Below are 25,423 nucleotides of genomic sequence, written 5' to 3' on the forward strand. Positions count from 1 at the left end.
GAATTATATACGCCAGGCAGCAAAAATGTTAATAACCTGTGGAAAGTTATTGCGGCCGATATTCAAGCAATAATGCTTATCTTCAAGTTATATAGGTGCCAGCTACAGTAAATGTTTATTTTTGCAGCCCGATTTGAGCAGAGGATGATATGATTACCAAACAAACCATCGACAAAATAATGGAAGCTACCGACATTGCCGAGGTAATTGGTGATTTTGTGCAGCTCAAAAAACGTGGGGCTAATTTTATCGGCCTATCGCCGTTTGCTAACGAGAAAACGCCGTCATTTACAGTATCGCCTACAAAAGGTATTTTTAAGGACTTTTCGACCGGAAAAGGTGGCTCTGCCGTCACTTTTTTAATGGAGCATGAAAAGTTTACCTATCCTGAGGCGCTTAAATGGCTGGCCAAAAAATACAATATCGAGGTTGAGGAGCTTCATGACAAGCCCCAAAACATAGAGGCCGAAAACCGCCGCGAAAACCTGATGGTAGTAACCAGCTACGCTGCCAAGTTTTTTCAGGAAGCGATGTGGGATACGGCCGAGGGTAAAAGCATCGGTTTAAGTTATTTTAAAGAACGCGGCTTTACTACTGAAATTATCAAGAAATTTGAGCTGGGTTACTCTCCCGATAATTGGGAGGCATTTACCAGCTCGGCTATCAGCAAAGGTTACCGGCCCGAGTTTCTGGAAGAAAGCGGCTTGTCGGTAAAGCGCGATAACGGTACGCTGTATGATCGGTACCGTGGCCGGGTAATGTTCCCGATACATGGCTTTACCGGCCGGGTAATTGCCTTTGGCGGCCGTACGCTTAAAACTGACAAAAAGGTTCCGAAATATGTAAACTCGCCCGAGTCGGAGATTTATCACAAATCTAACGTACTGTACGGCCTGTTCTTTGCCAAAAAAGGCATTCGTGATGAGGATAACTGCTACCTGGTAGAAGGTTACGCCGATGTGCTATCGGTACACCAGGCCGGTATCGAGAATGTGGTAGCTTCATCAGGTACCTCATTAACGGTAGAGCAGATTCGCCTGATAGGCCGTTTTACCAAGAACATCACCATTTTGTATGATGGCGATGCTGCCGGTATCAAGGCTGCCATACGCGGGTTAGACCTTATTTTGGAAGAGGGGATGAACGTGCGGGTGGTAACTTTTCCGGATGGGCACGATCCGGATTCCTACGTGCGCGAGGTAGGTAGCACAGCCTTTAAAAGCTACATCGACCAGAATAAGAAGGATTTTATCCTGTTTAAAACCAGTATTCTGCTTAAAGAAGCCGGTAATGATCCTATCAGGCGGGCCGATGTGATCCGCGAGATTGTGGAGAGCATTGCCAAAATACCTGATTCTATCAAAGCATCCGTATTTATCAGGGAGTGCAGTCATCAGTTACAAATCGATGAGCGGGTATTGCTTACCGAGCTGAATAAAATGCGCCTCGGTAAAGCCAAAAAGGATAACCCGCAGCAAAGTTCTTCATCTGCACCGGCGGGCTACGAAGAAATGCCACCGCCCGATGATCCGGCTTTTTTGGCCGCCATGTATGGCGAGGAAGCCGTTGGTACCAAGCCCGAGGCGGATACAACCATTCCGCAGGAGCGGGAAGTGGTGCGCCTGCTGCTGCTGTACGGCAATCGTATAATTAACTGGGATAACATCGCCAATACGTATATCGGTCCGTTTATGATTGCCGAGCTAAGCGATGTGGAGTTTGATAACCCCGCATGTAAAGCCTTTGTGGATATTTACAAGCAACAGGTAGAAAACGGCGTACTACCCGAAGAGCAGTTCTTTATTCACCATCCTGATAAGCAGATTGTGGATATGACAGTGGATTTACTGACTACCCGTTATACCCTGAGTGAAAACTGGTACGAAATGCATCGCATTTACGTGAGCGATGAAACGGATAACATGAAGGCTACCATCCTGGGCGCTATCTTCCATCTAAAAAAGCATAAGGTGGCCAAGCTGCTGGATAAGTTGCGTACTGACTTGCAAAACGCCCAGAACGAAACAGATCAGGATATATTGATGGGCCAATACCTGCAAATGAAAAAGATCGAAAAGTATATATCTGATTATCTGGGCTCGGTTATACTCAAATAATGGCGCAGCATCTGGATTTAGGCAGGCATGGCGAGGCGCTGGCCAAAGCTCACCTCGAAGCAGCCGGTTATGGAATCATGGACGAGAACTGGACCCACGGTAAAGCCGAGGTTGACCTAATTGCCTATAAAGACCGAATGATTATATTTACCGAGGTTAAAACGCGTACCGGCAATGGCTTTGGCGAACCTGAGGATTTTGTAGATAACCGTAAGCAAAAGCTGCTGGCTGATGCTGCAGACGAGTATATTTACCTCATGAACCATCAGGGCGAAGTGCGGTTTGATATTATAGCCATACTTTTTAACAAGCAAGGTACGTTTACCCTGAAACATATTGAGGATGCATTCTGGCCATCGGCCACTTAATAAGCTATTGATGAAAAATAAAGTATTGATACTGTTGTCGGCTGCATTTATTGGCTTGTACAGCTGTAAGGAGAAACCTAAAACCGACGAATTTACCCTAACACCCGAAAGCGGAACCACTTATAAACAAGGCGAAAAAGTTAATATACATCTTACTTATGCTGCCGATAAAAAGATTGATTCGGTAGTATACCTGCTTGATTCGGTAAGGCTGGCTGCTAAAACAGATTCATCGGCCTTAACGCTGGCTACCGATACCATGCCCTTAGGGCCGCGTTTAATTACCGCCCGCATTTTTAACGGTGGCCAGGTACAGGAATACAGCGCCAATATTACATTGCTAACAGCCAAAGCGCCGGAGTTATATACCTTTAAAGTTGAAAAGACTATTCCGCACGATACCGCTTCTTTTACCGAAGGGTTAGAATATAATGGCGGCATTTTTTATGAAAGTGATGGCGGTTACTGTGAAGAAGGCGAGCATTCCAGCTTGCGTAAAACCGACGCTAACGGCAAGATCCTGCAAAAGATAGATATTGACTGTAAGGTGTTTGCTGAAGGGCTCACCGTAATCGATAATAAAATTATTCAGCTAACCTACCACGAAAAAGTAGGCTATGTGTATGATAAGGCATCCTTAAAGCTGTTATCAAATTTTCAATACACGCAAGGTGCCGAAGGTTGGGGCTTGTGTAACGATGGTAAATATCTTTACAACACCAGTACTGGTACCAACCAGATATTCGTGATGGATAAGAACGATTATCACACCGTAAGAGAAATAGAAGTGTTTGACGATCAGGGGCCGGTCAATAACCTGAACGAACTGGAGTATATAGACGGTTTGCTATATGCTAACATCTGGCAAACTGATAACATTATAGTGATCGATCCTAAAACCGGCGCCGTATTGCGTAAAATTGATTTAACAGCGTTATATCCTCAAAGCGAGCGGGCACCACATGCCGATGTGCTGAATGGTATTGCCTGGGATGCTGCCGGCAAGCGCATGTTTGTTACCGGCAAAAAATGGCCTTTAATGTATCAGATCAAGATCATGCCCAAGGGCGTATAGAGCAATGCCAAATCTGTAAGGTCTTCTCCTGTCCTCAAATACTATTGGGATACAATGTGCTTGAACTTTCAAACGCGTTGTATCCCAATATCTTTTTAGAGCGTTTTAATACCTGATCAGAAAATCCTCACGCACCTGCCCTTTGCGAAAATAAACCAGCGTTATCCAAAACAGATCAACCGTAACGGTAACTTGTGGGTGAGCTTTGATGCGATGCCACGCTTTTTGCGCAGCATCATTGCTATGGATGTTCAGGATGAGCAGCATACTGTTTTCATGTATAGCGGTTAGGCTTTCTTCAAAATGTTGGTAAAGATTTTGTGAATGCTGCCGGGCATCAAGTATAATCAAATCAGCTTTTGCACCATTTGGTGATTGTGCTGCCTGTATAGGAGCCAAAGGCGCTGCTGTTTTAATGATTAACTGTTCGGTAGCCGAAATTTGATTTACAAGTACAACATGTTGCGGTGCATAGTCATGTACAAGCCGGTATAGCAGTTTTTGTACCCGGTTCAGCTTCTTGTCATGCTGGTTTAAGTTTTGAATATCGGCATATACTTTTTTGTCGGTATAATCGTAAATTACTTTATCAACCATGCGGTAAACAAAAGGGGAGTGCAGGCCGTGCCGGTTAATGGCTTTAAAACGATGTAAAATATAGCGGGCTGCAAACTTTAAGCTAAACATGGTTGTAAAATTAGACAAAGCTTTATTATTTTGAAGAGAGAGGAAGGTATGATTAACGAAGCTGAAATAAAATCATTGATACAATTGCTGGATGATCCCGACAGGGAAATATTTGAGCATGTACATGATAAGCTGCTCAGCTACGGCGCACCTGCTGTTGAATATTTAGAAGGTGCCTGGGAAAATGCGTTTGATCCGCTGATGCAGGAACGTATAGCAAATCTGGTACATGAGATACAATTCGGCATGGTTAAAAACGAGCTGGAGCTGTGGTATCAAAGCGGTGCTTTTGATTTGCTGCGTGGTGTGCTTATCATTAATAAATATCAATACCCCGACCTGGACGAGCAAAAAGTGATTAACCAGATTGAGGCCATTAAGCGCGACATTTGGTTGCAGATGATGTTTGAGGGCAGTCCGTCCGATCAGGTTAAGCTTATTAACCACGTATTTTATAACATTTATGGGTTTACAGGTAACACCACCAATCACCAGGATCCGCAAAACAGCTACATTAACCAGGTATTGGAAAACCGTAAAGGTAACCAGATATCGCTGGCTATCATTTACTCCATTGTGGCCCAACGGCTGGATATCCCAATCTATGGCGTAAACCTGCCACAGCACTTTATACTGGCCTATCTGGACGAATCGACCAAATCGGAGTTTGAAAGTGGCGTACTATTCTACATTAATGCCTTCAACAAAGGCTTCATTTTTGGCCGACGCGATGTAGATATGTTTTTGAAGCAATTGAACTTAGGTGTGGATAAGCAATTTTACGAACCCTGCTCAAACGAGGATATTGTGCGCCGCGTTCTGCGCAACCTCATCAGTGCTTATGAACAGTTAGGCTCAATGGAAAAAGTGCGCGAATTGAATGAGCTGTTGCAGATACTGGGTTGATTAATTTAAAAATCCCTACATCTATTACTTGCTTAAGTAATAGATGTAGGGATATATACAGTATTTCCTAAATACTATTAATTGGTAAGCTCTGAAATTAACATCATTTTATTATTGATAGATTTAACAGCGATCTCAGGAGAAACCTCGTTTCTGGCAAATCCATAAATATCTTTAGAACAACTCTCGCAGTAAGGTGCATTAAAACTGTTCACATCATTTGTTTTGCCGCATTCGCAAACCCAAATAGCCTTTTCTTTGGATGACAGCATTTGTTTCTTAGTTGTATACGTGCCTCTCTCTTTGAATCTTGGAACAATGTCTTCTTTCAAAAGTTCAAATGAACGTATATCATCATTGTTGTAATAAGGCTTATCAAAAGTTGCGATCAATAGTGCCCGCTTTTGTTTTTGAAAATCTGTATGTTGTAAAAGTTTTGAAAGATAAATAAAGTCGAATAACTGTAATTTTCTTATAAGTTCGCACAATCCCACAGATAATGGTTCGTCTGTCTCGGCGAGTACAGCTGTATATAAAAGCTCCGTCGTTTCGTTTGGTGGCAATTCATTCAGAAAAGCAGTTATCCTATTGTTCCACTGTTTATAGTCTTCGGCTGCTTTATCCATTTTAACCATGCGTTTCAGATATTTCTGTACAATAAAAGGAAATAACTCTTTTACTTTATTTTGTGTAACGAAGTTCCAGGTTTGATTATCAAGTTCAAAGTGAGCGTTGGTGCTTGCCTTATCTAAAATATCTTTCTTTTTTTGAAGTGTTTTTATTAACTCGCTTGATATATTTTTTAATTTTCCTTCAAATTCGGGTTTCAAATCCCGACTTGTACTTGCTTCGAGGATAACAGCAGTTCCAATAGCTGTAAGCATAAACATAGACTTATTTTTACCAGAAATCTCATCCATATCTATACTAAAGCCAACTACTGCATTGGCACCAAGTTCATAGGCGGCAAGTTTTATTTTGTCAATTGCCTCGTTATATAGTGATGTAAGTTGCTTTTGATACGAGCTTGAGCGGCCGCCAAAAAAGTCACTAAAGTCTGCAAGGATATCACTAAATATATTAGTGCCAGCAACCAAGTGTGCAGTTACAGGTTTTAGATGCTGTTTGACTGTTCTGCCTTCAATGGTTGATGTTGTTACAACCAGGATGTTTTTAGGAATTATCATAAGGTTAGGAAAGGTGTTGACTGGCCGCTAGTGAGGCCAATGTTTATCTCTTTATGTCGCGATTAGCTTTATTTCGCCAACCAGCCATTAGCCGTCATCCAGTTTAGGCAACGGTCAAACCACTGGTCGGGCGTGGTTTTGTTATTTAACCCAAAGCCATGTCCGCCCGCCGGATATAGGTGTAACTCGGCTTTTACGCCCGCTTGGGTAAGTGCGGTATAAAACATTAAGCTGTTTTGTACAGGTACAGCTTTATCGTCCTGGGCATGCACTAAAAATGCAGGCGGCGTGTTTACGTTTACCTGCTTCTCGTTCGAGTATAAATCAATCAGTTCGCGGGTTGGCGTTTTACCAATCAGGTTTTCACGTGAGCCGCGGTGAGTAAGGCTATCCATGGTTATAACCGGATATAGCAGCACCATGAAATCAGGCCGCAGGCTAATGTGTGCTTTGTTGGCAATTTCTTCCTGTGCATAATGCGTACCCAGTGTTGATGCCAAATGCCCGCCGGCCGAAAAGCCGATGATGCCAATTTTATGCGTATCAATTTTCCATTCGGCTGCCCGCTCACGCAGCAGTTGCATGGCGCGTTCGGCATCCTGCAGGGGGGCAATGGTGCGGTTGGGCGAAATGCGGTCATCAGGCAGGCGGTATTTTAATACAAATGTCGTTACACCTGCATCGGCAAACTTCTGTGCAACATCATATCCTTCATGGTTAATGGCCAGCCCTGCATAGCCGCCACCCGGAATCACAATGATAGCCGCCCCGGTTGCCTTCCCTTTTTCAGGAAAAAAAGGCGTAAGGGTTGGTTGGCTTACCATCGTAAGCCAACCTTTACCGCTTTTTTCTACATAGTCGGCAGGTGCCGGTATGCTGTTAGGCACGCCGTTAGGATATAGTTTTATGGGCTGTGCTTTTTGGGCACTTACGGCCCCTGTAATAAGCATCGCTGCAATTGTTACCTTGATGTCTTTAATGATTGACATAATAGATACAGATTTTAAAACAAGCCGGAAAAAAGAGGTGTGATCCAGATTAAACATGCAGTGCCGTGCATGGCCATTGCAAATTTACCCCTGCGGTTTTTAACGTATAAATAAATACTTCTTAACAACAACACAAAAGCGGTAGGGCCAAAAAGTATTAATGAAAAAACATCCAGATTAGGTGTGCAAGGCCCGGATTTAAATCCCGGCAATATATTGAATAACACAATTAAAAATAGTGCTATTGCATATAAGGTCGGGGCTTTGGAATTTTTGATTTTCAGCATTTTGCTTGTGGTTTCACTAACTTTTCGGGCCGCCAAACTCCATCAGGTACGCTTTCAGGAACTCGTCAAGATCCCCGTCAAGCACGGCCTGAGCATTTGATGTTTCATAATCCGTACGTAAATCTTTCACCAGCTTGTACGGGTGCAGTACGTAGTTGCGTATTTGCGATCCCCACTCAATTTTCTTTTTGGCACCTTCAATGGCGTTGCTGGTTTCCATGCGCTTGCGCATCTCAATCTCATACAACTGCGATTTAAGCAGGCGGATGGCATTTTCTTTATTCTGCAATTGTGAGCGCGATTCCTGGTTTTTAATGACAATGCCCGACGGTTTGTGGTATAAACGCACGGCAGTTTCTACCTTATTCACGTTTTGGCCACCGGCACCGCCCGAGCGGAAGGTTTCAAACTCAATATCGGCAGGGTTTACTTCAATTTCAATGGTGTCATCCACCAGCGGGTACACATATACAGAAGCAAACGAGGTATGGCGTTTGGCATTGGCATCAAACGGTGATACGCGCACCAAACGGTGTACGCCATTTTCGCCTTTCAGGTAGCCATAGGCAAAATCACCTTCAAATTGCAGGGTAACGGTTTTTACACCGGCCACATCACCTTCCTGGTAATCCTGTTCGGTTACTTTATAGCCGTTTTTTTCGCCCCACATAATATACATACGCATTAGCATGCTGGCCCAGTCGCAGCTTTCGGTACCACCAGCACCGGCTGTGATCTGTAATACCGCATTCAGCTGGTCTTCCTCGGCCGATAGCATGTTTTTAAATTCCAGCTCTTCCATCTCTTTGGTGGCTGTATTGAACTGTTCCTGCATTTCGGCCTCGGTGGCATCGCCGCCCTGGTAAAATTCGAATAGTACGCCGGTATCCTCAACCGTGGAAGCTACTTTCTGGTAAGCGTCTGTCCATACTTTTTTAACCTTGATGGATGCGAGTACTTTTTCCGCATCTTTCGGGCTGTTCCAAAAGTCGGGGCTAATAGTTATTTCCTGTTCTTTGGCTAATTCATCGAGTTTCTTGTCGATGTCAAAGATGCCTCCTCAGGGAAGCTGTTCTATCCCTTAAATCCTGAATTTGTTCTTTAGTCATGTTGCAAATATAATTAATTGGGCTATGCAGAAGCCAACAAAAAAGGCCCGTCTTTGTGTGACGGGCCTTTTGTATATCAGTTAGTTGCTTAAGCCACCATTAAGTGGTTTACCAGGGAGCTTAAGTCGGCACGGTTACCGGTTAGCTGTGACAGCATATTGTTTAAGGCAAATTCTTTGTGCTGTTTGCTGTTGGTTTGCTGTACCAGTTGTTTCATTACGGTCGGGATCAGCGAAGCTGCGGTAGCATGGGCTGATGCCATATCAATATTGTAAAAATTGTTCAGCTTGTTTGCAAACTTATTCGTGACGCTTGTAACCAACGATTCGTTATAGCCCGACACCTGGAAAAACTTGATCAGATCATTGATACGACCAATTTCCAACTGATTCTTCAACACTTCAATAATTGAGCTTGAAGCTTCGTTAATCACTGCCTCACGTGAGTTTGCAGGAATAACGGGATTATTCATAACAGCCGCCCCGGCGTTACTTTTTACAAGCAAAAAAAGTTTTTCAAACATACACTAAGTCCTTTAAGTAGATATTGGTACAAAACTGAATGATTTTCCCGAATCGGTTATCATTTAACCAAATATAATGAATAAAGTTTTAAACTTTGCAAGTAAATGGTCAAAAAAATTAATAATATCCTAACATGTATGTGTATCTGAAACACTAAGTATTTTAGGTGTAGTCAGAACACTAAGTAGGGTGCCTTGTGAAATTCGGGCTGGCAAAAGCAAACATTTCGTTTACTTTTGGGTAAACAATTTCAATTATGCTGCCAAATATCAATTTTACTACTACGCAAGCGTATCAATATTTAACCGATTACTTTTCCGAACTGGAGTCTAAACACTTAAAAGAGTTGTTTGATGCTGATAAACAGCGATTTGAAAAGTTTTCTGTCCAGTTTGAAGACTTTCTGTTTGATTATTCAAAAAACCGGATTGATGATAAAGCTATAGCCCTGTTAGTACAGTTGGCTAAAGAGTGTAGGCTAAATGAGGCAATCGAGGCAATGTTTAGCGGACAGCCCATCAACGTAACCGAAAATCGTCCGGTGCTGCACACAGCACTGCGCAATCAAAGCAATGTGCCGGTTTACGTGGAAGGCAAAGATGTGATGCCCGATGTAAATGCGGTATTGCAGCACATGAAAGAATTTAGCAATGCGGTAATAAATGCAGATTGGAAAGGTTATACCGGCAAGCCTATTACCAATGTGGTGAATATTGGTATTGGTGGATCTGATTTAGGTCCGGTTATGGTAACCGAGGCGTTAAAAGCTTACAAAACCCGGTTAAACCTGCACTTTGTATCTAATGTGGACGGTACGCATATCACCGAAACATTAAAACGCGTTGATCCGGAAACTACCCTGTTCCTGATCGCATCCAAAACCTTTACCACGCAAGAAACCATGGCCAACGCCAATACGGCCCGCGAGTGGTTTTTAAACAGCGGTGCAAGCGAGGCTGATATTGCCAAGCACTTTGCGGCGTTATCAACCAATGCCGCTGCGGTTGAGAAGTTTGGTATTGATACGCAAAACATGTTTGGCTTTTGGGATTGGGTAGGCGGCCGCTATTCGTTGTGGAGCGCCATTGGCTTATCTATTGCCCTGAGTATCGGGTTTGATAATTTTGAGCAACTGCTGGCAGGCGCTCATGCCATGGACAATCATTTCAGAACTACCGATTTTGAACAAAATATTCCGGTGATTGCCGCTTTGCTGGGTGTTTGGTATAATAACTTTTTTGGTGCCGAAAGCCATGCCATTTTACCATACGACCAATACCTGCACCGCTTTGCTGCCTATTTTCAGCAGGGCGATATGGAAAGCAACGGCAAGTATGTTGACCGCAACGGCGAGGTGGTTGATTACCAAACCGGCCCTATTATTTGGGGCGAGCCCGGCACTAACGGACAGCACGCTTTTTATCAGCTCATCCACCAGGGGACTAAGTTAATTCCGTGCGATTTTATTGCGCCGGCGCAAACGCATAACCCGGTAGGAGAGCATCACACCCTGCTGTTGTCTAACTTTTTTGCACAAACCGAAGCGTTGATGAACGGCAAAGCTTATGACGAGGTAGTAGCCGAATTAAAAGCAGCCGGCAAGAGCGAGGAGGAAATCGAAAAGCTGGCGCCTTTTAAAGTATTTGAAGGCAACCGCCCAACCAACTCTATTCTGGCTAAAAAAATTACACCAAGAGTATTAGGCTCGCTGATAGCCATGTACGAGCACAAAATATTTGTACAAGGCGTAATATGGAACATCTATAGTTTTGACCAGTGGGGCGTAGAGTTGGGCAAGCAACTGGCCGGCAAAATCCTTCCGGAATTGCGTACCGAAGATGAGGTGAATAGTCATGATGCATCAACCAATGGCCTGATTAATCAGTACAAGGCCTGGAGAAGCTAATAAACTTCCATCTACTTAAATAAACAAGGTAGCCCAATTTGGGCTACCTTGTTTATTTAAGTACCTATCTGTCATGCCGAACTTGTTTCGGCATCTCACTTGCTAAGCAAACAGCTAGGAAAATAACCATGCAGGTGAAATGCTCTGTCCTGAGGGATGCTGAAACAAGTTCAGCATGACAGATTGTGGGTGCTGTCAAACTAAAACGCTTCGCCCAAACTCATGTAAAACCCACTTTGGCGGGGCTCGCCGGGGCGCTTTTCGCCAATGCCATAGTCTACACGCATGCTCAGGCCTTTCTCTGTATCAAAAAAGTAGCGTAAGCCACCGCCGTAGTTTGGTTTTAGTTCATCCCAATTAAAACTGCTCCTGAAAACGGTACCTGTTCCTGCAAAAGCTGCAAGTCCGAAACGGTCACTCAACCGAAAGCGAAGCTCGGCCTGGCCGGCAACCATATTACGGTCGCGGTAACGGCCGTTGTAGTAGCCGCGCATCATCTCATCGTTACCCAATTCGGGTAATAAATAAAATGGTGTATTGCTGCCCAACAGGCTTTGTTCCTGCACATTCAATCCCAATACTAAGCGTTTGTGAAGCGGGATGAACTGTGCATACTCAAAATCAAAAAAGCTGCCTTTATAGCTATTGTTGGCATAAAGCCCGTGCATTACATTTAAGTAAGTGTTGATGATGATGCCGCGTGTGGTATAGGTATTGTTGTTTCGGTTATCAAAAGTAAGCGTTGGCCCTGCGTATATGCTGGCCCCGCCGTTACGGTCTTGCGCCGGTATTTGCGCCTCAAAGCGTTTGCCGGTATTGTTAATCTTGTAGCGGTAATCGAGCCCGCCTAATACATAGCCAGCATAAATGTATTTGCCAAAACGCTTTTCGCCGGTAAAACTTATTTTAAAACGTTTTTCGCCTATGCGTTCTTCATCAACTTTGCGGGTATCATTACCAATGCCGTAAAAATCGAACGGAAAGTTTACGTAGCTGATAGCTCCCGAATAATGGTAACGGTTTTGCGGCAACCAGTAGCTGCTGCTCAGGCTTACGCGTTGCTGCCCTTTAGTGGTAAGTGTACCATAAGCAAAGATGTTAGATACGCGTGTGCTTGGATCCGTCTTATCTGTATAAAAAGAGTAAAGGGCCGATGCACCACCTTCTAAACCTGTTTCGGGGGCCGAGCTGATAACCGGAAGTAAAAAAAAGCTGGCGCTGCGGCTGCTGTCTTTTTCAAAAAGCATACGCCTCACAAACTTGGGTAAAAAGTTTAGCTGTGCCTGTGCGGCTGATATGGTGGTAAATAAAACGAGAAGTAGGAGCTTGTATTTTTTCATGGATAGAAGTGCGGCTGTATAAGTGCAAAGGTAGAGGTATTGTTTGCGCGTGCAAAGTAAAGTAATACTGATTAAATAAGATGAGAATGATATGAGGTTGCTATATATATACTTAACCTGCTGATGTGTGATGTAGTAAGTGGACCATATCACAACAATAGAGGTGTTTAAATCTTTGACAGATTATTACAGTACGTACATAATCAAACACATTATTGCAGCTATATTTTAAATCAAAATACCTACCTTTGCGCCTGATTTTTAATTGATTGAATTGATGAGCATTACAAGAGGACCTATCTCTCAGTTTATTGAGACAAACTACCGACATTTTAATGCGGCTGCGTTAATGGATGCGGCTAAAGGCTACGAAACTCACCTGCTTGAGGGTGGTAAAATGATGGTAACGCTGGCTGGTGCCATGAGTACTGCCGAGCTGGGTATTTCATTAGCTGAAATGATCCGTCAGGATAAAATTGCGATTATCAGCTGTACCGGTGCCAACCTGGAAGAGGACATCATGAACCTGGTAGCGCACTCACACTATAAGCGCGTACCTAATTACCGCGACTTGAGTCCGCAGGATGAGTGGGATTTGTTAGAGAATCACTATAACCGTGTAACTGATACCTGTATTCCAGAAGAAGAAGCTTTCCGTCGCTTACAAAAACACATCTACCAGATCTGGAAAGATGCGGATGATGCAGGCGAGCGTTACTTTCCGCACGAGTACATGTACAAAATATTATTGAGCGGCGAGTTGGAGCAATACTATGAAATAGATCCGGCTAATTCCTGGATGCTTGCTGCAGCGCAAAAGAACCTGCCTATCGTAGTGCCGGGTTGGGAAGACTCAACCATGGGTAACATCTTTGCATCTTACGTTATCAAAAACGAGATCAAAGCATCAACCATGAAAAGCGGTATTGAGTACATGGCATGGTTGGCTGATTGGTATGTAAAAAATTCAGAAGGTAAAGGCATCGGTTTCTTCCAGATTGGTGGTGGTATTGCCGGCGATTTCCCTATCTGCGTTGTACCTATGTTGTACCAGGATATGGAAATGGAAAATATTCCGTTCTGGAGCTATTTCTGCCAGATTTCAGATTCAACCACATCATACGGTTCTTATTCCGGTGCGGTACCAAATGAAAAGATTACCTGGGGTAAGCTGGATATTGATACGCCTAAGTTCATCGTCGAGTCAGACGCTACCATTGTAGCACCTCTGATCTTTGCCTGGATACTTAAACAATAATCATCCTGTGTAATCCTGCAAGTGCGTCATTTAGACGTATTTGGTACACTAACACGAAAAATGCCCTTAAATAATAGTTTAAGGGCATTTTTGCGCTTTGTTTAGAACGATTATAAATTAGAAGTTCGTGTCATTAATTTGTCAGCCATAGTTTATAAAATTTTACTTTTGTGGACTGAAAAAAGCGGGGATACCTGTGCGTTTTCAGTAATGTTATTATCAAAAACATAATTTTATTTAGCATAAATACACTTTATGAGAAATATCTCATTGATTCTTAAACAGTTTTCAAGGTCGGTTTTACTTATAGCAGGATTAACTGCCATGGGATTAACTGCCCGTGCCCAGGGTGACGCAGCTAAAGGTGAAGCTTTATATAAAGCCAACTGTACCTCGTGTCACAAGATTGACCAACGTATGACCGGTCCGGCTTTGGGTCCGGCCATTACTTCAGAAACTGATGACAAATGGTTAACCAAATGGATTCAGAACAACCAGGCCCTTATTGCTGCTAAAGATCCAAAAGCACTGAAGATCTATAACGAGTACAATCAGGCTGGTATGAATACCTTCACCAACTTATCAGACGGTGATGTGGCTAATATCATTGCTTACGTTCGTACCGAGTGGAAAACCATGCAGGACGACGCTGCTAAGAAAGGTCCCGCAACTGGTGCAGCTGCAGAAAGTGGTCCGAGCAGTGCATTGATCTTTGGCTTAATCGGCGTTATTATCGTTGCCTTTATCGTTATCCTGGTTCTGAACAAGGTGATCGGTACTATGGAGCGTTTGGTGCTGAAAAGAAAAGACCTTCCTGCTGAAGAGCTTGAGCCAGAAACTGAAGAAGTTGCTGTTGATAAATTTGCTACAGTAAAAAGACTGGCCAAAAACAAAAAGCTGGTGTTCTTCTTCATTTTAGCAGGTACAGTTGCTTTAGGTAGCTGGAGCTGGGTAACCATGTGGAATACCAACGTTCACCAGGGCTATCAGCCGGTGCAGCCAATCGCTTACTCGCACGAGTTGCACGCTGGTGTGATGAAAATCAACTGTCAGTACTGTCACTCAAGTGCATATAAAGGCCGTAACGCAACCATCCCGTCATTAAACGTGTGTATGAACTGTCACAAGGTGGTTAAAACCGAGTCGCCGGAGATTCACAAGATTTATGATGCATTGGGTTACGATCCGCAAACTCAGAAATACGATACCACTAAGGCTCGTCCAATTCAGTGGGTACGTATTCACAACCTGCCAGACTTTGCTTACTTTAACCACTCACAACACGTTAAAGTTGCAGGTATCGAGTGTCAGCGTTGCCACGGCCCGGTTCAAACCATGAAAGAGGTGTACCAATATTCACCACTTACCATGAAATGGTGTATCCAGTGCCACAAACGTACTGAAACCAATTACAAAGGCAATGCCTACTACGAGAACATGATCCAGGTTCATGATCGTATCAAGCGTGGCGAAAAAGTAACAGCAGCTGCTTTAGGCGGTCTGGATTGTGCAAGATGCCACTATTAATTAATTAAAACTTAGCAATCATAGTTTATATAGCTTAAATGGAAAGCAACAAAAAATACTGGAAAGGTTTAGAGGAACTGAACAATACCCCGGAGTTTGTTGAGTCAAACAAACATGAGTTTGCCGAGCCTATTCCGATTGAGGATGTTTTGAGTGGAAACGGCCTGGCCGGTAAAACCCCCCGTCGTGACTTTTTGAAGACACTGGGTTTTGGTATTGGCGCAGTTTCATTGGCAGCTTGTCAAAAAGCTCCGGTTCATAAATCTATCCCATACTTAATTAAGCCAGAAGAAGTAACTCCAGGTGTAGCTAACTTTTACGTATCCAGCTACAATGGCCAAGCTATATTGGTAAAAACCCGCGAAGGTCGTCCTATTAAAGTTGAGGGTAACCCAGGCGATGTGTTGGGTAAAGGTGGTGTAACTTCACAAACTCAGGCTTCGTTATTAGACTTATATAATGTAAGCCGTTTGAAAGGTCCGATGCAGGATAACGGCGATACATCATGGGCCGAGGTTGATAACTTTGTACGTGCCGAATTAGGCGCTATCAAAGCTGCCGGTCAAAAGATTCGTATTGTAACTTCAAGCATCAATAGCCCTTCAACTCAGGGTGTTATTAACGATTTTATTGCGCAGTACCCTACTGCAAAACATATTAACTATGATGCGGTATCTTATACCGGTATTATCCAGGCTAATCAGAACAGCTTTGGTAAAGCCGTTTTACCGCATTACCATTTTGAGCGTGCCGATGTAATTGTAAGCTTCGGTGCCGACTTTTTAGGTGGTTGGATTTCAGAAACCGAGTTTACTCGTCAGTATGTATCTAACCGTAGCCATGAAGCGCTCGAAAAGAAAAAAATGTCACGTCACATCCAGTTCGAAAGCCGCATGAGCTTAACTGGTAGTAACGCTGATACCCGTATTACCTTAAAACCTTCTGAAGAAGGCTTGGCAATCATCAACCTGTACAATGCTGTTTCAGGTACTTCCTTGCCAGGTTCAAAGCCAGTATCAAACAAGGCTACACAAACTGCTATCACGCTTGCTGCTAAGGAGCTGGTTGCTGCTAAAGGCCGTGCGCTGGTTGTTTCAGGAAGCAATGATGTAGCCATCCAGGTTTTGGTTAATGCTACTAACTCATTATTAAGTAGCTACGGTACTACTATCGATCTTGACAATCCGTCTTACCAATATAAAGGTAACGATGCCGAGATTGTAGAGTTGGTAAACGAAATGAAACGCGGTGAAGTAGGTGCCGTTTTCTTCCTGAAAGCTAATCCAGTGTATGACTACTACCAAAGCAGCGCTTTTGCTGATGCTTTGAAAAAAGTACGTCTGCGTGTTTCATTCGCTGATTACAACGACGAAACAGCTTCTGTATGTAACATCGTAGCTCCAAACAGCCACTATCTGGAATCATGGGGTGATGAAAATGCTGTTGAAGGTTACTATACTTTAGTACAACCAACTATTAATACTGTGTTTGATACCCGTCAGGCTGAGCAAAGCTTACTGATCTGGTCAAACAACGCGGTTAAAGATTACTATACTTATGTACGTAATACCTGGAACAGTAAAATTTTGCCATTAGGCGGTTTAGCTGGTCAGGGCGGTTGGGAAACCTTAATGCAAACCGGCTTTGTTAAAGCTGCTGATAAGCCAGCAGGTACTTATACCTTTAGCCGTGACTTAAATGCAGTTGCACAAACTATCTTAAGCCAAAGCGCTAAAATAGCCGGTGGCAATGGTAAACTGGAGTTGGAGGTTTACGAAGCTTACACTGTACGTGACGGTAAGTATGCCAACAACCCATTACTACAGGAATTACCTGACCCGATTTCGAAAGTTACCTGGGACAACTATGTAGCTATATCACCTAAAACAGCTAAAGAATTAAATGTTGAAGAAGGTGATTTAGTTGAAGTAACTGCAAATGGTTACAAATTAGAGTTGCCAATCTTATTCCAGCCAGGACAGGCACAAGGTGCTATTGCTATAGCCTTAGGTTATGGCCGTACCAAAGCCGGTAAAGTTGGTGACCTGGTAGGTAAAAATGCTTTCCCTTTCTTAGGTTTAGTTAACGGAACTTTCCAGGGCGCTGCTGTAGCTGAAATTAAAGCGCTTGGCGGTGACAAAATTATCCTTGCACAGACACAAACACACAACTCTTACGAAGGCCGCGATGTAATTCGCGAAACTACTTTGAAAGAGTATATCAAAAACCCGGCTGAGGCGTCTGGCAAAGGCGAGGAAGAAAAAAATACTTATAGCCTTTGGGATGAGTACGATCGTCCTCAGTATGACTGGGTAATGGCAATCGACCTGAACGCTTGTACCGGTTGTGGTGCTTGTGTGGTTGCTTGTAACGTTGAGAACAACATCCCGGTTGTAGGTCGTGATGAGGTACGTCGTCGTCGCGAGATGCACTGGATCCGTATTGACCGTTACTACAGCTTCAACGAAGGTAAAGAAGTAAAGACCCGTGAGAAGGAGATTGAACAACTGGAAAACGTTGATGATGTATCGGTAGTGTTCCAACCAATGCTGTGTCAGCATTGTGACCACGCGCCATGCGAAACAGTATGTCCGGTATTGGCTACCACTCACTCATCAGACGGCTTGAACCAAATGGCTTACAACCGTTGTGTGGGTACTCGTTACTGTGCTAACAACTGTCCGTATAAAGTACGTCGTTTCAACTGGTTCAACTACTGGAACGATTCTCGTTTCGAAAACTACCTGCAAAACGATTACACCGAATTAGTACTGAACCCTGACGTTACTACCCGTTTCCGTGGTGTGATGGAGAAATGTACAATGTGTGTACAACGTATACAAGCTGGTAAACTGCAAGCTAAACTGGAAAAACGCCCGCTTCGCGATGGCGAGATCAAAGTTGCTTGTCAGCAAACCTGCCCTGCTAACGCAATCATTTTCGGTAACCAAAAAGATCCGAACTCTGAAGTATCAAGAGCTTTAAGAAGCGAAAGAAACTATTACGTGTTAGAAGAGTTGAACGTAAAACCAGGTATCGGTTACCAGGCAAAAGTTAGAAACAGAACTGAACTAGAGGCTTAAATTTTTACAAGAGATTATAATATATGGCATCTCACAGTGAAGCAATAATCAGGGAACCGTTAATTACGGGCAAGAATATTACCTATGCCCAAATTACTAACGAGGTATTACGCCCTGTAGAAAATAAACCCAATCTGGCCTGGTGGATCGGCTTCGGCCTGGCCTCCATGGGAGCAACCATGTGGTTGTTCTGCATCAGCTGGACTTTCTGGTTCGGTATTGGCGAATGGGGTTTGAACAAAACAGTAGGTTGGGCATGGGATATCACCGGTTTCGTATGGTGGGTAGGTATCGGTCACGCCGGAACGTTGATCTCGGCGGTATTGTTACTCTTCCGTCAAAACTGGCGTAACTCCATTAACCGTTCGGCCGAGGCGATGACCATCTTCGCGGTAGTTTGTGCGGCCACTTACATCTTTGGTCACATGGGCCGCCCTTGGCTGGCATACTGGACTTTACCACTGCCAAACCAATACGGTTCGTTGTGGGTTGACTGGAACTCGGCGCTGATGATGGACGTGTTCGCGATCTCGACATACTTCTCCGTATCATTAGTGTTCTGGTATACTGGTTTATTACCGGATATTGCGAGCATCCGCGACCGTGCTACTGGTTTACGTCGCAGAATTTATTCTATCCTTTCATTCGGATGGAGCGGTTCTGTAAAAACATGGCAGCGTTTCGAAACCGTGTCATTAATTTTGGCCGGTATCTCTACACCGCTGGTACTTTCTGTACACACCATCGTATCTTTTGACTTTGCTACCTCATTGGAACCAGGATGGCACACCACCATCTTCCCGCCATATTTCGTTGCGGGTGCGATTTTCTCTGGTTTCGCCATGGTACAAACTCTGTTGCTGATTGTGCGTAAGGTATTAGGTTTAGAAAACTATATTACCATGTTCCACATCGAGTCAATGAACAAGATTATCCTGTTAACGGGTTCAATCGTGGGTGTGGCTTATATCACGGAGTTCTTCATCGCCTGGTACTCTGGTGTTGAGTATGAGCAATACGCATTCATCAACCGTGCAACCGGTCCATACTGGTGGGCTTACTGGAGCATGATGACCTGTAACGTAATTACGCCTCAGCTGTTCTGGTCAAAATGGGTTCGTACCAACATTCCGTTTTCATGGGTACTATCTATCATTGTAAACATTGGTATGTGGTTCGAGCGTTTCGTAATTATCGTTACCTCTCTGCACCGCGACTTCCTGCCATCAAGCTGGGTAATGTTCTATCCGACCTGGGTTGACGTGGGTATCTTCGTAGGTTCAATCGGCTTATTCTTTACCATGTTCCTGCTGTTCTTACGCGTATTGCCTTCTGTTGCTATGGCCGAGGTGAAACTACTGGTGAAAACTGCAAGTGAGCAATCTAAAAAGAAATTGCTGGATGGTGGTCATGTTGATCCTGATCACGCTGCTTACTACAAAGAGTCATTAGAAAAATACGACAGTGTTGATTTAACCCAATACCAAAAAGCATAACCATGAGCAGTACTAAATATATATTAGGGTGTTTTGATGATCCGGATCTGTTGATGGACGGTATCACTAAACTACAGAAAAATAGCGTTCCTATTTATGACGTATATTCCCCGATGCCTATTCACGGTATTGAGGATAAATTAGGTGTTAAAGAATCGCGTTTAGGTTACGCCGCTTTCTGCTTCGGCTGCCTTGGTGCCACCGTTATCTTCAGCATTGTGTACTACACTTTAGTACATGACTGGCCGATGAACATTGGTGGTAAACCTAACTTTGCAATTCCGAACTTTGTACCATTTACATTTGAGTGGACTATCCTGTTCACTGCATTTGGTATGGTGTTAACGTTCTTCTTTGCTACGCACCTGTTCCCAGGCCGTGCACCACGCGTTATGGACTTAAGAGCTACTGACGATCGCTTCGTAATCGCTATCAGTGCCAAAGGCAATACGCCACACGATGATATCACCCGCCTGCTTAAAGAAGCTGGTGCAGTTGAAATTAAGCATAACGAAAGGAAATATGTTAGCTATGAATAAGATAAGAATATTTGGTGCAACGATGGTTACGATTGCTGCAGCTATTGTAGCTACATCGTGCAAGGATAAACGTAGCACCGGCTGGCAGTATGCGCCAAATATGTATGAGCATATTGCTTACGAATACGATCAGAAGAACCCGAACTTTAAAGACGGTAAAACTGCGCAATTACCTCCATCAGGTACGGTACCATTAGGTTTTACCCGTTTCGATTACCCGAATACAAAAGATGGTTATCTGGCTGCAAGTGGCGAGGTTAAAAACCCGATTACCAACAACCAGTCAAACTATAAAGAAGGAAAGTTGCTGTATGAGCATTTCTGTTCGCCATGCCACGGCCTTAACGGTCAGGGCGATGGTACAGTAGTTCAGCACGGTTATCCTGCTCCACCGTCATATTCAAAAGGTCAGTCATCACGTGGCGGTGCCATGAAAGATTTAACTGATGGCAAAATTTATCATACAATTACTTACGGTGTAAATGCAATGGGCTCATATGCATCGCAATTATCACCAGAAGAGCGCTGGAAAGTAATTATGTATGTTCACCATTTACAAACTTTATAACATTTAATTGAATGAGCACTCATCAACATAGTTTTGACGAACGTTTTGAATTTGCAGGCAAAGCCAAAACCATTAGCTTAGTAGCTATTGTAATTGGTGTAGTAGGCATACTGGCGGGCTTTATAGGTGGTGATAAAGGTATTCAGAATACTTTCTCTAACCTGCTGCTTATGAGCTACTACTTTGTAGGCGTATGCGTAGCCGGTGTATTTTTTCTGGCTTACAACTACGTAGCACAAGCAGGCTGGTCTGTAGCTTTTTTACGTATTCCGCAGGCATTAGCACGTGTGTTAGGCATTGCAGCCGTAATATTACTTGTAGTAATTGTTGCTGGTTTGTTAATGAAGCATGAAATACTTGAAGAAGGTAAAAAGGTAATGGCTCCTTATCTGTATGCACACTGGGCCACTCCGGGTTTAACTGATAAAAATAGTGAGCATTTTGATGCTATTATCACTGGTAAATCAGCTTTCCTTAATATTCCATTCTTTATTGGTACCATCATCGTTTTATTAGGCTTATATACCTGGTTTGGTAAACTGCTGGTTGATTACTCAAATAACGAGGATCAATTGGGCGGAATGTTCAACTACAATAAAAGCTTCAAAATTTCGGCTATTTTCTTAACCGTATTTGGCTTTACATTCCCGGTTTATGCATTCGGTGCCGTGATGTCATTAGAAGCACACTGGTATTCAACCATGTTTGGCTGGTATAACTTAGCTGCGGCACACGTGAGCGGTTTAGCTGTTATTGCCTTGATCCTGATTGTTCTTAAACAAAACGGATACTTCTCTTGGGTTAATGAAAGCCACATGCAGGATTTAGGTAAATTGATTTTTGGTTTCTCTATCTTCTGGACTTATGTGTGGTTCGCTCAGTTCTTCCTGACCTGGTATGCTAACATACCTGAGGAAACTGTTTACTTCTACAAACGTTGGGAGCCTCAGTATAAGTGGTGGTTCTGGTTAAACATCGTGCTTAACTTTGTGGCGCCATTGTTCCTGTTGATGAAGAACGACGACAAGCGTTCATTGAACAGAATGAAATTAGCTTGTATCATCATCATCATCGGTCACTGGTTAGACTATTACATGATGATTATGCCGGGCACCATCGAGAAAGAGCATATGTTTGATATCGTTGAGTTTGCTCAGGATATGGCTATCTTTGCAGGATTTGCAGGTTTATTCACCTATCTGACACTGACAGCGTTAAGCAAATTCAACTCGCTGATTCCTAAAAAACACCCGTTTGTGGAAGAAAGCCTTCATCATCACATACAATAATTGCTACCTTTGTAAATCAATAGAATACCGAAATAACTGATACAATGGGATTCAAAAATTTAATTAAATATAAAAAGTTCTTAACGCTGTTTGCTGTTTTGATGCTGCTGGGTACCAACCTTTTGTTTGCACAAGAAGCATCATCAAATGCTACTGCAACAGGTACAGGCGATACTTCAGCCCAAAAAGCGGGCATGTGGCTCAGCGTAGGTTACTACGTGGTTTTATTTCTAATTGCCTGCGTTGTTGTAGCCATTATTGGTAAAATTTTCCGTGTGTACGATCTTACACTGCAAATGCAGGGTAAAAAAGGTGTAAACTGGAATAACATCATGGCAGTAGGTTTCCTGCTGTTCCTGATATTAGGAGCGATTGGTGTTGCCTATTCATTTACTGTTCATGGCAGCATGATATTACCTGAACCGGCATCTGTGCATGGTGTTACCATGGACAACATGTTCTGGACTACAGTAGTTATTACATTTATCGTATTTGTTGCAACCCAGATTCTGTTATTCGGTTTCGTATTCAAATACCGTGAGTCTAAAACCCGTAAAGCTTATTACCTGCCGCATAATAACACGATTGAGAAAATCTGGACCGTTGTTCCTGCAGTAGTGCTTACCATTTTGGTTGTATTCGGTTTCTTTGCCTGGAGAAAAATTACCAACTCGGTTGATGCTAAAGGCGAACCTGCTTCAATTGATATTGATGTTACCGGTCATCAGTTTGCCTGGGAGCTTCGCTACCCTGGTCGTGATGGTAAATTAGGTACAAAAGATTACAAGTTAGCTAACGGTAGTAACATCGTAGGCGTTAACTTCAAAGATAAACACAGCTTTGATGACTTGAAAGCTGATACACTGATGTTGCCTGTCAACAAGTCTGTTCGTTTGAACATTATTGCGCAGGACGTAATTCATAGTGTTTACATGCCAAACTTCCGTTTACAAATGAACGCAGTACCAGGTTTACCAACTTACTTTAAGTTTACGCCAACCATCACCACTGCTGAAATGCGTACCCGGTTAGATCAACCTGACTTCAATTATCACCTTTATTGTAATAAAATTTGCGGTGGTAACCACTTTAACATGCAGAAGATTGTAATGGTAGTTACTCAGGCTGAGTATCAAAATTGGTTATTACGTCAAAAACCATATTTGAGCGAGCAACTGAAAAAAGATTTGAAGCTGGCTGATAACCCGCTTTATCAAAAAAGCCAATTACAAAATAGTTTAGCTTCTAACAATTAATTCAAGATTAGCGATTATGTCAACATTAACAGTTCAGGGTCACGGAGTTGCGCATCATGATCACGATCACGAACATCATCATAACGAAACTTTCCTGACCAAATACATATTTAGTCAGGATCACAAAATGATTGCCCGTCAGTTTTTGATTACGGGTATCATCATGGCGGTTATTGCCATGATCCTTTCTATCCTGTTCCGTATTCAATTAGCATATCCGGATAAAGCATTTCCTTTGCTGGAAACCTTATTAGGTCGCTTTGCACCGGGTGGCCGTTTAGATACCAACTTTTATTTGTCGTTGGTTACCATTCACGGTACCATCATGGTATTCTTTGTGTTAACCGCTGGTTTGAGTGGTACGTTCAGTAACTTATTAATTCCTTACCAATTAGGTGCACGTGATATGGCTTCGCCATTCATGAACATGCTTTCATACTGGTTCTTCTTTATTGCCAGCGTGATCATGATGAGCTCTTTCTTCGTACAAAAAGGTCCTGCAGGTCCGGGATGGACTATCTATCCGCCACTTTCAGCATTGCCAAAAGCAATGCCGGGCTCTGGCGAGGGTATGACCTTGTGGTTAATCAGTATGGTATTTTTCATCGCTTCTCAGCTGATGGGTGGTATCAACTATATCAGTACTGTGTTAAACATGCGTACTAAAGGTATGGACCTGTGGAAAATGCCGTTAACTATCTGGGCATTCTTCCTTACTGCTGTTTTAGGTTTGTTAGCATTCCCTGTATTAGTTGCAGGTGTGGTGTTACTGATTTTTGACCGTAGCTTTGGTACCAGCTTCTATTTGTCAGATATCGTTATCAATGGTCAGCAATTATCGGCCGAAGGTGGTAGCCCGATTTTATTCCAGCACTTATTCTGGTTCTTGGGTCACCCTGAGGTGTACATCGTTATCATGCCTGCAATGGGTCTGGTATCTGAGGTAATGGCAACCAACTCACGTAAACCAATCTTCGGTTACCATGCAATGGTTTACTCATTAATTGGTATTACGGTATTATCATTTATCGTATGGGGTCACCATATGTTCGTTACGGGTATGAACCCGTTCCTGGGCGGTGTGTTCATGATTACCACGCTGATCATTGCGGTACCATCGGCAGTAAAAACATTTAACTGGCTGGCTACCTTGTGGCGCGGTAATATCCGTTTCACACCAGCTATGTTGTTCTCTATCGGTTTCGTATCGTTCTTCATCTCTGGTGGTTTAACAGGTATTTTCCTGGGTAACGCTACTTTAGATATCAACTTACACGATACGTACTTCGTTGTAGCTCACTTCCACTTGGTAATGGGTTCGGCGGCTATCTTTGGTATGTTGGCTGGTGTTTACCACTGGTTCCCTAAAATGTTCGGTCGTATGATTGGCGAAAAATTAGGTTACCTGCACTTCTGGTTAACATTCATCGGTGCTTACCTGGTATTCTTCCCAATGCACTTCATGGGTCTGGATGGCGTACCTCGTCGTTACTATTCATTCACCGAGATTGAATCGTTGAAACAATGGGTATCAGTAAACACATTTGTTACCTGGGCGGCTATCATGTCGGCACTGGCGCAAGTAGCGTTCCTGGTTAACTTCTTTTATTCAATGTTCTTCGGTAAAAAAGCTACTGAGAATCCATGGGAGTCTAACACACTGGAATGGACAACGCCGGTTGAGCATATCCACGGTAACTGGCCAGGCGAAATCCCGACTGTATACCGTTGGCCATATGATTATAGCAAACCTGGTGCTGATACGGATTTCATTCCACAGCATATACCGTTCTCTCAAACATTAACTTCAAACCTTCCGCATGATTTCGAAGACAATCCTGTTGGTTTGGAAGAGCATAAAAACTGGGTGAATACCCAAAAGTCAAATGAAGAGGTAAAATAATCTTCTTTC

The 25,423-nt window shown here is 43.2% G+C and carries 20 protein-coding genes; 14 read left to right on the forward strand and 6 right to left on the reverse strand.

Annotated elements, in window-relative coordinates; translation table 11 throughout:
* The first annotated feature begins 149 nt into the window (after positions 1-149).
* Genes dnaG through KHS38_RS17005 form a run of 3 tightly spaced genes read left to right on the forward strand, consistent with a single transcriptional unit; the run spans position 150 to position 3,560 of the window.
* Positions 150-2,117, forward strand: a complete 1,968-nt coding sequence (dnaG, locus tag KHS38_RS16995; protein WP_213489733.1) for a DNA primase — start codon at positions 150-152, stop codon at positions 2,115-2,117.
* Positions 2,117-2,485, forward strand: coding sequence for a YraN family protein (locus KHS38_RS17000; protein WP_213489734.1), 369 nt, complete (start codon positions 2,117-2,119; stop codon positions 2,483-2,485). The genes dnaG and KHS38_RS17000 overlap by 1 nt, the downstream gene beginning before the upstream one ends.
* A 10-nt stretch (positions 2,486-2,495) precedes the next feature.
* Positions 2,496-3,560: a glutaminyl-peptide cyclotransferase gene (locus tag KHS38_RS17005; protein WP_249665442.1), complete on the forward strand. Its 1,065-nt coding sequence runs from the start codon at positions 2,496-2,498 to the stop codon at positions 3,558-3,560.
* A 105-nt stretch (positions 3,561-3,665) separates the two neighbouring features.
* Here KHS38_RS17005 and KHS38_RS17010 read toward each other — a convergent pair whose 3' ends face one another.
* Entirely contained in the window at positions 3,666-4,247 is a 582-nt protein-coding gene (locus tag KHS38_RS17010; protein WP_213489736.1) for a hypothetical protein, read from the reverse strand.
* Between the two features lie 48 nt (positions 4,248-4,295).
* Here KHS38_RS17010 and KHS38_RS17015 point away from each other — a divergent pair, with 48 nt between their 5' ends.
* Positions 4,296-5,153, forward strand: coding sequence for a transglutaminase family protein (locus KHS38_RS17015; RefSeq protein WP_213489867.1), 858 nt, complete (start codon positions 4,296-4,298; stop codon positions 5,151-5,153).
* A 77-nt stretch (positions 5,154-5,230) separates the two neighbouring features.
* Here KHS38_RS17015 and KHS38_RS17020 read toward each other — a convergent pair whose 3' ends face one another.
* The 4 genes from KHS38_RS17020 to KHS38_RS17035 form a co-directional block, all read right to left on the reverse strand.
* A complete protein-coding gene (locus KHS38_RS17020; protein ID WP_213489737.1) occupies positions 5,231-6,340 on the reverse strand; it encodes a YbjQ family protein in 1,110 nt (369 codons plus the stop codon).
* Positions 6,341-6,408: 68 nt separating this feature from the next.
* Positions 6,409-7,329: an alpha/beta hydrolase gene (locus KHS38_RS17025; RefSeq protein WP_213489738.1), complete on the reverse strand. Its 921-nt coding sequence runs from the start codon at positions 7,327-7,329 to the stop codon at positions 6,409-6,411.
* A 303-nt stretch (positions 7,330-7,632) separates the two neighbouring features.
* Positions 7,633-8,725 (reverse strand): peptide chain release factor 2 gene (prfB, locus tag KHS38_RS17030; RefSeq protein WP_213489739.1). Its coding sequence is split into 2 segments (ribosomal slippage): positions 7,633-8,664 and positions 8,666-8,725, totalling 1,092 coding nucleotides; the frame shifts between segments, so codons are not numbered across the junction.
* An 88-nt stretch (positions 8,726-8,813) separates the two neighbouring features.
* Positions 8,814-9,197 (reverse strand): hypothetical protein, encoded by a 384-nt coding sequence (locus KHS38_RS17035; RefSeq protein WP_213489740.1) that lies wholly within the window; start codon positions 9,195-9,197, stop codon positions 8,814-8,816.
* Positions 9,198-9,505: 308 nt separating this feature from the next.
* Here KHS38_RS17035 and pgi point away from each other — a divergent pair, with 308 nt between their 5' ends.
* On the forward strand, positions 9,506-11,155 hold the full coding sequence (gene pgi, locus KHS38_RS17040) for a glucose-6-phosphate isomerase (RefSeq protein ID WP_213489741.1): 1,650 nt from the start codon (positions 9,506-9,508) through the stop codon (positions 11,153-11,155).
* Positions 11,156-11,355: 200 nt separating this feature from the next.
* Here the strand turns inward: pgi and KHS38_RS17045 are convergent, their stop codons facing one another.
* On the reverse strand, positions 11,356-12,495 hold the full coding sequence (locus KHS38_RS17045; protein ID WP_213489742.1) for a BamA/TamA family outer membrane protein: 1,140 nt from the start codon (positions 12,493-12,495) through the stop codon (positions 11,356-11,358).
* A gap of 277 nt (positions 12,496-12,772) precedes the next feature.
* Between KHS38_RS17045 and KHS38_RS17050 the strand changes: the two genes are divergently transcribed.
* The 9 genes from KHS38_RS17050 to KHS38_RS17090 all read left to right on the forward strand — a co-directional run bounded on the left by KHS38_RS17050 (position 12,773) and on the right by KHS38_RS17090 (position 25,414).
* Entirely contained in the window at positions 12,773-13,753 is a 981-nt protein-coding gene (locus KHS38_RS17050; RefSeq protein WP_213489743.1) for a deoxyhypusine synthase family protein, read from the forward strand.
* A gap of 324 nt (positions 13,754-14,077) precedes the next feature.
* Positions 14,078-15,280, forward strand: coding sequence for a c-type cytochrome (locus KHS38_RS17055; RefSeq protein WP_349627935.1), 1,203 nt, complete (start codon positions 14,078-14,080; stop codon positions 15,278-15,280).
* A gap of 38 nt (positions 15,281-15,318) precedes the next feature.
* Positions 15,319-18,363, forward strand: a complete 3,045-nt coding sequence (locus KHS38_RS17060; protein ID WP_213489745.1) for a TAT-variant-translocated molybdopterin oxidoreductase — start codon at positions 15,319-15,321, stop codon at positions 18,361-18,363.
* A 23-nt stretch (positions 18,364-18,386) separates the two neighbouring features.
* On the forward strand, positions 18,387-19,859 hold the full coding sequence (gene nrfD / locus KHS38_RS17065; protein ID WP_213489746.1) for an NrfD/PsrC family molybdoenzyme membrane anchor subunit: 1,473 nt from the start codon (positions 18,387-18,389) through the stop codon (positions 19,857-19,859).
* Between the two features lie 2 nt (positions 19,860-19,861).
* Positions 19,862-20,398: a DUF3341 domain-containing protein gene (locus KHS38_RS17070; RefSeq protein WP_213489747.1), complete on the forward strand. Its 537-nt coding sequence runs from the start codon at positions 19,862-19,864 to the stop codon at positions 20,396-20,398.
* Complete coding sequence (locus KHS38_RS17075) at positions 20,391-20,966, forward strand: c-type cytochrome (protein WP_349627936.1); 576 nt, start codon at positions 20,391-20,393, stop codon at positions 20,964-20,966. The genes KHS38_RS17070 and KHS38_RS17075 overlap by 8 nt, the downstream gene beginning before the upstream one ends.
* A gap of 11 nt (positions 20,967-20,977) precedes the next feature.
* A complete protein-coding gene (locus KHS38_RS17080; protein ID WP_213489749.1) occupies positions 20,978-22,255 on the forward strand; it encodes a quinol:cytochrome C oxidoreductase in 1,278 nt (425 codons plus the stop codon).
* A 44-nt stretch (positions 22,256-22,299) separates the two neighbouring features.
* Positions 22,300-23,511, forward strand: coding sequence for a cytochrome c oxidase subunit II (locus KHS38_RS17085; RefSeq protein WP_213489750.1), 1,212 nt, complete (start codon positions 22,300-22,302; stop codon positions 23,509-23,511).
* 16 nt (positions 23,512-23,527) lie between these two features.
* Positions 23,528-25,414: a cytochrome c oxidase subunit I gene (locus KHS38_RS17090; RefSeq protein WP_213489751.1), complete on the forward strand. Its 1,887-nt coding sequence runs from the start codon at positions 23,528-23,530 to the stop codon at positions 25,412-25,414.
* Positions 25,415-25,423: the final 9 nt, after the last annotated feature.

The organism is Mucilaginibacter sp. Bleaf8 (genome assembly GCF_018390515.1).
Taxonomy (GTDB): Bacteria; Bacteroidota; Bacteroidia; order Sphingobacteriales; family Sphingobacteriaceae; genus Mucilaginibacter.

What these genes read in the sequence shown, in the direction of transcription:
- dnaG (WP_213489733.1), top strand. Translation starts at nt 150, where the DNA reads ATGATTACCAAACAAACCATCGACAAAATAATGGAAGCTACCGACATT.
- KHS38_RS17000 (WP_213489734.1), top strand. Translation starts at nt 2,117, where the DNA reads ATGGCGCAGCATCTGGATTTAGGCAGGCATGGCGAGGCGCTGGCCAAA.
- KHS38_RS17005 (WP_249665442.1), top strand. Translation starts at nt 2,496, where the DNA reads ATGAAAAATAAAGTATTGATACTGTTGTCGGCTGCATTTATTGGCTTG.
- KHS38_RS17010 (WP_213489736.1), bottom strand. Translation starts at nt 4,247, where the DNA reads ATGTTTAGCTTAAAGTTTGCAGCCCGCTATATTTTACATCGTTTTAAA.
- KHS38_RS17015 (WP_213489867.1), top strand. Translation starts at nt 4,296, where the DNA reads ATGATTAACGAAGCTGAAATAAAATCATTGATACAATTGCTGGATGAT.
- KHS38_RS17020 (WP_213489737.1), bottom strand. Translation starts at nt 6,340, where the DNA reads ATGATAATTCCTAAAAACATCCTGGTTGTAACAACATCAACCATTGAA.
- KHS38_RS17025 (WP_213489738.1), bottom strand. Translation starts at nt 7,329, where the DNA reads ATGTCAATCATTAAAGACATCAAGGTAACAATTGCAGCGATGCTTATT.
- KHS38_RS17035 (WP_213489740.1), bottom strand. Translation starts at nt 9,197, where the DNA reads ATGAATAATCCCGTTATTCCTGCAAACTCACGTGAGGCAGTGATTAAC.
- pgi (WP_213489741.1), top strand. Translation starts at nt 9,506, where the DNA reads ATGCTGCCAAATATCAATTTTACTACTACGCAAGCGTATCAATATTTA.
- KHS38_RS17045 (WP_213489742.1), bottom strand. Translation starts at nt 12,495, where the DNA reads ATGAAAAAATACAAGCTCCTACTTCTCGTTTTATTTACCACCATATCA.
- KHS38_RS17050 (WP_213489743.1), top strand. Translation starts at nt 12,773, where the DNA reads ATGAGCATTACAAGAGGACCTATCTCTCAGTTTATTGAGACAAACTAC.
- KHS38_RS17055 (WP_349627935.1), top strand. Translation starts at nt 14,078, where the DNA reads ATGGGATTAACTGCCCGTGCCCAGGGTGACGCAGCTAAAGGTGAAGCT.
- KHS38_RS17060 (WP_213489745.1), top strand. Translation starts at nt 15,319, where the DNA reads ATGGAAAGCAACAAAAAATACTGGAAAGGTTTAGAGGAACTGAACAAT.
- nrfD (WP_213489746.1), top strand. Translation starts at nt 18,387, where the DNA reads ATGGCATCTCACAGTGAAGCAATAATCAGGGAACCGTTAATTACGGGC.
- KHS38_RS17070 (WP_213489747.1), top strand. Translation starts at nt 19,862, where the DNA reads ATGAGCAGTACTAAATATATATTAGGGTGTTTTGATGATCCGGATCTG.
- KHS38_RS17075 (WP_349627936.1), top strand. Translation starts at nt 20,391, where the DNA reads ATGAATAAGATAAGAATATTTGGTGCAACGATGGTTACGATTGCTGCA.
- KHS38_RS17080 (WP_213489749.1), top strand. Translation starts at nt 20,978, where the DNA reads ATGAGCACTCATCAACATAGTTTTGACGAACGTTTTGAATTTGCAGGC.
- KHS38_RS17085 (WP_213489750.1), top strand. Translation starts at nt 22,300, where the DNA reads ATGGGATTCAAAAATTTAATTAAATATAAAAAGTTCTTAACGCTGTTT.
- KHS38_RS17090 (WP_213489751.1), top strand. Translation starts at nt 23,528, where the DNA reads ATGTCAACATTAACAGTTCAGGGTCACGGAGTTGCGCATCATGATCAC.